Here is a 9,140-nt window from a genome sequence, read left to right as displayed (position 1 = left end):
CCCCGGCCGAACCCGCCCCCGCCGAACCCGCCGCCGCGCCGGAGGCCGGCGCCGCGGCGAGCATGTCGGCCGAACAGGGCGCCCGGATCGGCATCGCCGAGGACACCCGGATCGTCATCCCGGCGCCCAGGGCCGAGATGCTGGTACTGGTGAAGGGAATGTGACGCGGCGAACCACGTGCTCGACGGGCGAGACGCTGCGCACTGTTGGTGAGAACGGATAGATTCTCATCAGGCGTCGATCGGGCCGGTCGCACCGGCCCGGGTGCCGCATGGTGAAGGATAAGCACATATCTGGTGCGTGACGGTCGCGCACCACCAGTCGCACGAGCGACGCACAGATGGAGGCGGGATCAATCGATGGCTAATCCGTTCGTGAAGGCCTGGAAGTACATGATGGCCCTCTTCGACTCCAAGATCGAGGAGCATGCGGATCCGAAGGTCCAGATTCAGCAGGCTATCGAGGAGGCGCAGCGTCAGCACCAGGCGCTGTCGCAGCAGGCAGCGTCGGTGATCGGCAACCAGCGTCAGCTGGAGATGAAGCTGAACCGCCAGCTCGACGAGGTCGAGAAGCTCAACGCCAACGCCCGTCAGGCCGTCACCCTGGCCGATCAGGCGGCCGCTGCGGGCGACACCGAGAAGGCGATCCAGTACACCAACGCCGCCGAGGCGTTCGCCGCCCAGCTGGTCACCGCCGAGCAGTCGGTGGAAGACCTCAAGGTGCTGCACGACCAGTCCCTGCAGGCCGCCGCACAGGCCAAGAAGGCGGTCGAGCAGAACGCGATGATGTTGCAGCAGAAGGTGGCCGAGCGCACCAAGCTGCTCAGCCAGCTCGAGCAGGCCAAGATGCAGGAGCAGGTCTCGGCCTCGCTGCAGCAGATGGACTCCACTCTGTCGGCACCCGGCTCCACCCCCAGCCTCGACGCGGTGCGCGACAAGATCGAGCGTCGCTACGCCAACGCGCTCGGTGCCGCCGAGCTGGCGCAGAACACGGTGCAGGGCCGCATGATGGAGGTCCAGCAGGCCAGCATCCAGATGGCGGGCCACAGCAAGCTCGAGCAGATCCGGGCCTCGATGCGCGGTGACGCGCTGCCCACCGGCAACAACGCCGCGGCGATCGATCCGGCGCAGCAGCAGCCCGCGCAGGCGCCGCAGATCAACAAGGGCCAGGCGGCCCAGCAGTAGGTTGGCGCGCAGGCGCGCGGGTTCGCGGCCCAGGGGTCGCCGGTAGGCATCGACCGGCGACCCGGTCGGCGTTTTCGGTCGCCGCTTCCCGGGTCGCGGGCGCGTGATGGTGGGAACTTGTCGTCGTCTGCTGCGACACTGGTCCGTGGCGACGAAAGGATGAGGGATGAGCGGGAGAACACGGCGCGAGCGAGCCGAGATCATCGATCCGGCGCAGCTGGTGCGAACCACCGCGACCGGCGGTGTGCCCGCGACCCTGCGCGAGGTCGGTGAGCAGGCGATGGTGGCCGTGCGTCGCTGGGCCGATCCGCGCGAACGGGAGTTGCGTCGACGCCGGCGTGCTCGCCGGCGCAGTTTCCAGCTCGGCACCGCCTCGGGCATCACCACCGTCGGCGCGGTCGGCCTGGCCGTGGTGTCGGCGCCGGCCTGGGCGGTCGTCGTGATCGGCGGTGGCGCGGTCGCTTTCGTGACCGGGACCGCCTTGAGCGCGCGCCGGTATCTGCAGTTGCGCGGTCAGCCGTTGCCGCAGGCGGCCTTCGTCGCCCGCAAGACCCCGGGGCTGCGCTCGGTGGCCCGCGGTCCGATCCAGCGGTTGATCCGCGCCGAACGCGCGTTGCACGGACTCGGCACCCAGATCGCCCGCACCCGGCGACTGCCCGAGGACGAACTGCGCGATCTGCTCGAGACGGCCCGCTCCGGCGCGGCCGCGCTGCACGCGCTGGCCACCGACATCGTGGCGATGGAACAGGCCGCCGACACCGTCGGACGAGCCAACCCCGAGACCGTCGCCGCGCTGAAAGTCACCGTCAACGGGGTGCTCGCGCGCCTGGAGACCGGCGTCATGGAGTACGAACAGCTCGTCGCCGCGGCGGCGCGCATTCTGGCCGTCCCCGAGGACACCGTGGTGGCCTACCAGTTCAACGGCATCGTCGCCGATCTGCGCGAGGCCGCCGATCGGCTCGACGGCTGGGCGCAGGCGCTCACCGACCTGGCCGACCGTCCCGTCCCCGGTCCGCGCTAGTCCGAACGCGGACANTGGGCGCAGGCGCTCACCGACCTGGCCGACCGTCCCGTCCCCGGTCCGCGCTAGTCCGAACGCGGACAACGCCTTCCGGCCCCGACGCCTTCCGGCCCCGACGCCTTCCGGCCCCGACGCCTTCCGGCCCCGACGCCTTCCGGCCTCGGGGCCGTGCCGGGTCAGGCGATGGTCTGGCGCAGGGCGTCGAGTTCGGCCGAGCGCGGATTCTCCACCGTCGACGACGCGGGGGCGTCGAAGATCCGCACCCGCTTGCGCTCGCTGTCGAACGCCGCCCACCCCGGGTCGCCGTCGGTCGCGAACTTCACCCAGGCCGCGTGGATTTCGTCGGCCAGTGCCTGCGGCGGGTGCGGGCCGGTCAGCGAGTGCGCCCCGGCGAGCGCGTCGAAGACGAACGGGACCTCGAGCACATGGCAGGCACCCAGGCCGGGAAGATCGGTGGGCCAGGCGAATTCGTAGACATGGGTGGGTGCGCCCACGGCGTTGGCCTCGGCGAAGTCGACCGTGCCCGCTCGGAAGCACCAGTCGGTCAGGATCGCGTTGAAGATCTCGGCCGGGGTGGCATCGGGGCGCTGCGCCGAATACGTCTGCGCCACCGCGGGATCGATCCCGTAGCGGGTGAGCACGAACGGCAGGGTGTCGGCGGTGACGGCGGCGGTGATGCCGGTCGGGACGGTGAAGAACCGGAACTCGTCGGCGGTGGTGCCGGCGATGAGCGGCACCGCACGGTCAGGGTCGGCGGCCAGCACCGCCGTCGGCGCGCCGGGGAGAATGTCGTCGTCGATCACCGGGAACAGGCTCATGATGCCCATGCCCTGCTCGATCACCGAGGCGCCCCAGCGCTGCGGGTCGGGGTCGGTCATCACCGCGAGGGCGACCGCGTTCTGCGCGGTGCGCAATGCGTCGGGACCGAGCTCGCCGAAATCGGCGGCGGTCGGGGCTATCCCGAGTTCCGCGGCCAGCGCGGCGGCCACCGTGCGCGCGTCCTGCGCGTCGGCGGCGACCGCGCCGTTGCCGCTCTGCATGATCGCCCGGCGGAACAGTCCGCTCGACTGCGGCGCGGCGATCAGCGCCGCCACGCTCATCCCGCCCGCCGACTCACCGAAGACGGTCACATTGTCCGGATCGCCACCGAAGGCGGCGATGTTGTCGCGCACCCAGCGCAGCGCGAAGAGTTGGTCGTGCAGACCGCGATTGAGCGGGGCGCCGTCCAGCGCGGCGAACCCGGAGATCCCGAGCCGGTAGTTGATCGATACCAGCACCACGCCGTCGCGCGCGAAGGCCGTGCCGTCGTAGATGGCGCGCGCGTTCGATCCGCGCACGAACGCGCCGCCGTGGATCCATACCAGGACCGGCAGCCCGCTCGTGCCCGGATCCGGCGTCCAGACGTTCGCGTTGAGGTACTCGTCGCCGGGAATGCCGTCGCTGCCGATCAGCGCGTGGATCGGCGCCGGATACGGCGACTGGACGCAGGTCGCGCCCATCTGCGTCGCCTCGCGCACGTCATCCCAGGCGGGCGCGGGTTCGGGCAGCTGGAAGCGTTTCGCGCCGACCGGGGCCGCCGCGTAGGGCACCCCGAGAAAACGGGTGACACCCGATTCGGTCCGGCCGCGCACCGCGCCGCCGGCGATCCTGACGATGGGTTCCATGGACTTCTCCTCGCTGACGCCCCGATTATGGGCGCGTGCCCCGGTCGGCGTCAGTCGTTCGGCCTGCAGCGGCTAGGGGACCAGCGGCCCAGCCAGTATTCGGCGGCCCGCCGAGCTGTCGCCGGTCCAGGTCAGTGCGGGATCGGAGGCAGGTCGGCGCGCCCACAGCGCGAGCAGCAGATCCGACGCGGTGCCCGCGAGCTCGGCAACCGGTTCACCCGGACCGTAGGTCCAGCTGCCGTCGGTGTCGGTGGCGCGCAGTCGCAGGGCGACCTCCGGCGCGGTGGCCAGGCCGCGGTGGATCATCCGCGGCGCGAAGAGCTCGAAGACCTCGTCGATGCCGTCGACCGCGAGCTCAGGGTCGAACGGCGCGGCCGTGCCGAGCGCGGCGTGGCCGTCCCACAGGTGCATGAGCGTCTCGTGTGTGCGTCGGCGGCGCCAGAACCCCACCGTGCGGGGCATGGTGCGGGTGAAAGTCCACGCCTCTCGGTCCGGATCGGCCGACAGCACGGTGACCAGGGCGTCCGCGGTGGCTTCGTACCAATCACGCAGTGCCGCGATGTCCTTCGGCGCGGGATCGCCCTCGTCGTCGCCGCGCAGTTCGGTCACCGCGGTGACGACCCACATGTTCCCGCGGCCGACATGGTCGACGAGGTCGTAGAGCGTCCAGCTGCCGCAGGAAGGGACCGGAGTGGCGAGGTCGGCGTCCGCGGTGACGAATTCTCCGAAGGAGGTGAGCCCCGCGCGCAGCACAGCCAGGTAGTCCATACCGCCCACGGTAGTCGCCGCGCGGGCGGGCGATGCGCTGATCCGGCCTCGGGGTGAACCCTGAGATCGCCCCCGATTTCCATGCTGACCTGGTGATTTATCGGATCGTGGGTGGGAGCATCGAAGGTGTCGGATCGCCGGAGGGCGGTCACGGAACTGGCGAGGAGCACATCATGGTCTGGAAAGTCATCGGCATCGTCGTGGTCGCGTTGATCGCGTTCTGGATCATCGGGGCGCTGATCGAGGCGCTGTTGCCGGTCCTGGTGATCGCCGCGATCGGTACCGGGGTGTACCTGCTGTACAAGGCGGTGTCCGGGTCCGACAAGACCACGCTGACCAAGCCGTGATCGCGGCGTCTGCGCTTAGCATGGCCGGGTGGAACAGATACCCGAGGACTGGCAGCGCGGACTGGTGATCGTCGCGCATCCCGACGACATCGAATACGGTGCGGCCGCCGCGGTCGCGCGGTGGACCGGACAGGGCAAGGACATCCGCTATCTGCTCGTCACCCGCGGCGAGGCGGGCATCGCGGGCATGCCGCCCGCGCAGGCCGGGCCGCTGCGGGAGATCGAGGAGCTCGCGGGCGCGCGGGAGGTGGGTGTGCACACCGTCGAATTCCTCGACCACCCCGACGGGCGGATCGAGGAGGGCCTGGCGCTGCGGCGGGAACTGGCCGCCGCGATCCGCAGGCATCGCCCGGAAATGGTGGTGCTGTTCAACTTCGGTGACACCTGGGCGCCCGGCATGGTCAACAGCGCCGATCATCGGGCGGTGGGCCGCTCGGCGATGGACGCCGTCTCCGACGCGGGCAACGAATGGATCTTCCCCGAGATCGCCGACCTGGCACCGTGGTCGGCGCGCTGGGCCGCCGTGGTCGGTCCGGTCATGACCCACGCGGTGGACGTCGGCGAACAGCTGGACAAGGCGCGGGCCTCGCTCGCGGCGCACCGGCGCTACCTCCAGGTACTCAGCCCGGTGCCGGTCGAGCAGCAGGTGGACGAGATCGTCTCCTACGCAACGGGTCCCAAGGACGGATTCCCCGCCGCGCACGCGGTCGGGTTCGAACTGTTCACCTTCGCGGGCTGATTCGACGCGGCGACGCGCTCGACCGTCGGCCGCCAATCCCACAGCGGCGCCACGGACAAGCCGACGACCTTGCCCGCGTCGTCGGCGCGGCGCAACGCGAGTGCGGCGGCGAAATCCGGGTCGGCGCGGAAGGCTCGCGCCTCCTCCGGGGACATCGGCCCGCCCTGCGCGACGAGGGTGCGCAGGCTCGAGGCGGACAAGCCAGCGGCGTGCGCCGGATCCGTGGCCACCAGAAAGCGTTTCGCGACCACGTGCAACTCCACCAGGCGCGCGACCCGCTCACCGAGCAGCGCCCGCACCGCGTCTGCGCCGTGGTGGCCGTGGCCCGCGTCGTCACCGGGGACCAGGACGTGGCCGATGTCGTGGACCAGGCCCGCGACCTGGAGTTCCGGGTCGTCGGGGTGGTCGCGGCGCAGCAGTTCGGCGCACTGGCGGTCGTGATCGAGGATGTCGACCGGATCGCCGGTGCGGCCGGCGGTGTCCCAGGCGTCCGCGCAGCGGGCGAGCAGCGCGAACAGGGCGTCGACGGTCGTGATCGCGCCGCTGGAGACCGGTGGGCGGATGGTGTCGTGATCGTCTGCCCGGTCGAGGTCGCCCGCGTCCGGGTCGGGGGTGGGGATTTCGGGCCGCACGGCGGGGTCACTCCTCGCGATTCGACGGGCAACCGGCTGCGCCCGGGTCTCGTCGTGACGGTAGCCGACCAGCCGGTAGCAGACTGGGCACGGCGAACCATGCCGAGCGATATGGCACGCTGGCGACATGCGAGTAGCTGTGGTGGCCGGGCCCGATCCAGGGCATGCGTTTCCCGCGATCGCGTTGTGTCTGCGATTGCTCGCCGCGGGCGACGAGCCGGTGCTGTTCACCGGCCCGCGCTGGCTCGACGCGGCCAGAGCCGCTGGCATCAGTGTGCGCAGGCTCAAGGGTCTCGCGCCGCGCCCCACCGACAACGACGCCGACGCGGGCGCGCGCATCCACGAGCGCGCCGCCCATATCGCGACCGAGAACCTGCCCGAGCTCGGCGCGATGCTGCCGGACCTGGTCGTCTCGGACGTGCTCACGGCGGGCGGCGGGATGGCGGCCGAACGACTCGGCCTGCCGTGGGTCGAACTGTCCCCGCATCCGCTGTATCTGCCTTCGAAAGCGTTGCCGCCGATCGGCAGTGGGCTCGCGCCGGGGGAGGGTGTGCGCGGCCGGGTGCGCGACGGCGTACTGCGCACGATGACCGCCCGCGCGGTCAAGGCGGGCAACCGGCAGCGCTCGGCGGCGCGCGAGAGCATCGGTCTGCCCGCCGAGGATCCCGGCCCCACCGCGCGGCTCGTCGCGACCCTGCCCGCGCTGGAGGTGGACCGGCCGGACTGGCCCGCCGACACCCACGTCGTCGGGCCGCTGCTGTGGGAACCGACCGACGCGCTCCTGCCGGTGCCGCCCGGGGACGCGCCGCTGGTGATGGTGGCGCCGTCCACCGCGCATACGGGGGTGGACGCCATGGCCGACACCGTGCTGGCCGGACTGGCCGGGCTCGGCGTGCGCGCGGCCGTCTCGATGCTCGACACCCCACCTGCGGACCTGCCAGACTGGGCGAGTGCCGGACTGGGACGCCAGGACGTCCTGCTCACCGAGGCCGCGGTGGTCGTCGGCGGGGGCGGCCACGGCCTGCTCGCGAAATCCCTGGCCGCCGGCGTGCCGGTGGTGACCGTGCCCGGCGGCGGGGACCAGTGGGAACTGGCCAATCGTGCGGTGCGCCAGGGGAGTTCGGTGCTGGTGCGCCCGCTGACACCCGAGGCGGTCGGCGCCGCGGTGCGCCAGGTGCTCGACGACCCGGCCTACGCGGCCGCGGCCCGCCGGGCCGCTGCCGGGCAGGCCGAGGTCGAGGATCCGGTGGAGATCTGTCACAAGGCCGCGACGCGCTGACGCCGCCGGATCGGGCGGTGGGGTCCGCCACCGGCGGCTCTGTCGGGTGTCGCCGAGCGCGAGTATCTTGGGCAGCGTGCGGTTGACCGAATTCCAGGAGCTGATGCACACCGAGTTCGGCGTGGCGCGCGCCGACGCCATGCTGGCCGATCACGTGATACCGGCGCTCGGGCGGACCGGTGCCGCCGCGATCGAGGCGGGCGTCGACCCGCGAGACGTGTGGCGCGCCCTCTGCGCCGACTTCGATGTTCCCCGAACCCGATGGTGAGCAGGTCATGGCTGTGACAGCGCAGAATCCGGACACCCGGCCGTATCGGTTCGACGAGCGGCTGCGGATGATCCCGATCGACCCGGAGACCCTCGCGGCCAGGGTCGCGGTCGCCGATCCCCACGATTTCGGCGGTCTGCGCCGGCTCGGCATCGCGCTGATGCTGCTCGGGCGCCACGACGAGGCTCTCGACCGGCTCGACCAGGCGCTGGAGCTGGCCGATACCGAACGGCGCCGGATCACCGTGTGGATCAACCTCGCCGACGTGTACCGCTACCAGGGCGAGCCCGCGCCCGCCGAGATCCTGTACCGGCGCGCCCTCGATGCCAGCCGCGCGCTCGATCCGGAGCTGGTCTCCTTCGCCGCCCATCACCTGGGTAAGTCGCTGGCCGAGCAGCATCGGCCGCGGGAGGCGCGGGAGCTGCTCAACGAGGCGATGCGGCTGCGGGTGGCCGACGGCGATTCCGAACTCATCGAGTCCACCCGCGCGGCCCTGGACCACCTCGACGAACTGGCCCTGCCGCTGCCGCCCCCGGTCGCCGAGCTGCTCGGGCCGGTGCCCGCGTGGTCGGACGAGCACGAGGGCCGCGGCGGTAACCTCGTGCGCTCGGGCGGGTACTGGATCAAGCGCGGGCCGCGCGCGGTCGCCGAGCACGATCGGCTGAACTGGCTGCGCGACAACGGCATCGCGGTGCCGACGGTGGCCGCCTTCGCCGAGGACATCCTGGTGCTGGCGGATGCCGAAGCCCGCTCGCTCACCGACCTGGCCGGTGATCCGGCCGAGGTCGGCACGGTGATGGGGCAGGCTCTGCGCGCGCTGCACGCCCTGCCGGTGACCGGTTGCCCGTTCGATGGACGCCTCGAGGTGACTCTCGCGCAGGCCCGCCGCAACGTCGTCGAAGAGTTCGTCGACACCGCCGATTTCGACGCCGACCACCGCGACCTCACGCCCGCGGCGATCCACGAGCACCTGGTGGCCCAGCGGCCGTCGGAGGAGGATCTCGTCGTCGCGCACGGCGACTTCACCCCGGGCAATGTGCTCGCCGGTGGGGTGCTGATCGATGTCGGCGGGCTGGGGGTGGCCGACCGCTATCGCGATCTCGCCCTCGCCGAACGCGACCTGGCCGAGGACTTCGGCATCGACGCGGTCGCGGCGTTCTTCACCGCCTACGGGCTGACCGGGCCCGACCGCGCCAAGCTCGAGTACTACCGGCTGCTCGACGAATTGTTCTGAGGCG

At 71.7% G+C, this 9,140-nt stretch carries 10 protein-coding genes; 7 read left to right on the top strand and 3 right to left on the bottom strand.

Going from position 1 to position 9,140, the window contains the following annotated elements:
• Window positions 1-359: 359 nt before the first annotated feature.
• Together V8688_RS22015 and V8688_RS22010 are read left to right on the top strand one after the other, a co-directional pair.
• A complete protein-coding gene (locus tag V8688_RS22015; protein WP_218716456.1) occupies window positions 360-1,184 on the top strand; it encodes a PspA/IM30 family protein in 825 nt (274 codons plus the stop codon).
• 166 nt (window positions 1,185-1,350) lie between these two features.
• A complete protein-coding gene (locus V8688_RS22010; protein WP_255586907.1) occupies window positions 1,351-2,205 on the top strand; it encodes a hypothetical protein in 855 nt (284 codons plus the stop codon).
• A 176-nt stretch (window positions 2,206-2,381) separates the two neighbouring features.
• Here V8688_RS22010 and V8688_RS22005 read toward each other — a convergent pair whose 3' ends face one another.
• Entirely contained in the window at window positions 2,382-3,869 is a 1,488-nt protein-coding gene (locus V8688_RS22005; protein ID WP_342801591.1) for a carboxylesterase family protein, read from the bottom strand.
• 72 nt (window positions 3,870-3,941) lie between these two features.
• A complete protein-coding gene (locus tag V8688_RS22000; protein WP_342801590.1) occupies window positions 3,942-4,637 on the bottom strand; it encodes a maleylpyruvate isomerase family mycothiol-dependent enzyme in 696 nt (231 codons plus the stop codon).
• Between the two features lie 173 nt (window positions 4,638-4,810).
• Here V8688_RS22000 and V8688_RS21995 point away from each other — a divergent pair, with 173 nt between their 5' ends.
• The gene (locus V8688_RS21995) at window positions 4,811-4,984 is read left to right on the top strand and encodes a hypothetical protein (RefSeq protein WP_218716459.1); all 174 of its coding nucleotides are present in this window, start codon (window positions 4,811-4,813) and stop codon (window positions 4,982-4,984) included.
• 28 nt (window positions 4,985-5,012) lie between these two features.
• Window positions 5,013-5,723, top strand: a complete 711-nt coding sequence (locus V8688_RS21990; RefSeq protein ID WP_218716460.1) for a PIG-L deacetylase family protein — start codon at window positions 5,013-5,015, stop codon at window positions 5,721-5,723.
• On the opposite strand, the gene V8688_RS21985 is transcribed toward V8688_RS21990, so the two are convergent.
• Window positions 5,648-6,355, bottom strand: a complete 708-nt coding sequence (locus V8688_RS21985; RefSeq protein ID WP_342801589.1) for an HD domain-containing protein — start codon at window positions 6,353-6,355, stop codon at window positions 5,648-5,650. The two genes, V8688_RS21990 and V8688_RS21985, sit on opposite strands and share 76 nt — an antisense overlap.
• A 127-nt stretch (window positions 6,356-6,482) precedes the next feature.
• Here V8688_RS21985 and V8688_RS21980 point away from each other — a divergent pair, with 127 nt between their 5' ends.
• From V8688_RS21980 to V8688_RS21970, 3 genes are all read left to right on the top strand, one after another.
• Window positions 6,483-7,634, top strand: a complete 1,152-nt coding sequence (locus V8688_RS21980) for a nucleotide disphospho-sugar-binding domain-containing protein (protein ID WP_218716462.1) — start codon at window positions 6,483-6,485, stop codon at window positions 7,632-7,634.
• Window positions 7,635-7,710: 76 nt separating this feature from the next.
• Window positions 7,711-7,902, top strand: a complete 192-nt coding sequence (locus V8688_RS21975) for a DUF3046 domain-containing protein (RefSeq protein ID WP_218716463.1) — start codon at window positions 7,711-7,713, stop codon at window positions 7,900-7,902.
• Between the two features lie 7 nt (window positions 7,903-7,909).
• Window positions 7,910-9,136: a phosphotransferase gene (locus tag V8688_RS21970; RefSeq protein WP_342801588.1), complete on the top strand. Its 1,227-nt coding sequence runs from the start codon at window positions 7,910-7,912 to the stop codon at window positions 9,134-9,136.
• Window positions 9,137-9,140: the final 4 nt, after the last annotated feature.

Source organism: Nocardia sp. No.11 (assembly GCF_038752175.1).
Taxonomy (GTDB): Bacteria; Actinomycetota; Actinomycetes; order Mycobacteriales; family Mycobacteriaceae; genus Nocardia; species Nocardia canadensis.
Note: the sequence above shows the minus strand (reverse complement) of the source record. Positions and strands in the feature narration are given on the sequence as shown.

Bases quoted from the DNA above. Each gene is read 5' to 3' on its own strand.
- V8688_RS22000 (WP_342801590.1), bottom strand. From the start codon at position 4,637: ATGGACTACCTGGCTGTGCTGCGCGCGGGGCTCACCTCCTTCGGAGAA.
- V8688_RS21970 (WP_342801588.1), top strand. From the start codon at position 7,910: ATGGCTGTGACAGCGCAGAATCCGGACACCCGGCCGTATCGGTTCGAC.
- V8688_RS22010 (WP_255586907.1), top strand. From the start codon at position 1,351: ATGAGCGGGAGAACACGGCGCGAGCGAGCCGAGATCATCGATCCGGCG.
- V8688_RS22015 (WP_218716456.1), top strand. From the start codon at position 360: ATGGCTAATCCGTTCGTGAAGGCCTGGAAGTACATGATGGCCCTCTTC.
- V8688_RS22005 (WP_342801591.1), bottom strand. From the start codon at position 3,869: ATGGAACCCATCGTCAGGATCGCCGGCGGCGCGGTGCGCGGCCGGACC.
- V8688_RS21995 (WP_218716459.1), top strand. From the start codon at position 4,811: ATGGTCTGGAAAGTCATCGGCATCGTCGTGGTCGCGTTGATCGCGTTC.
- V8688_RS21980 (WP_218716462.1), top strand. From the start codon at position 6,483: ATGCGAGTAGCTGTGGTGGCCGGGCCCGATCCAGGGCATGCGTTTCCC.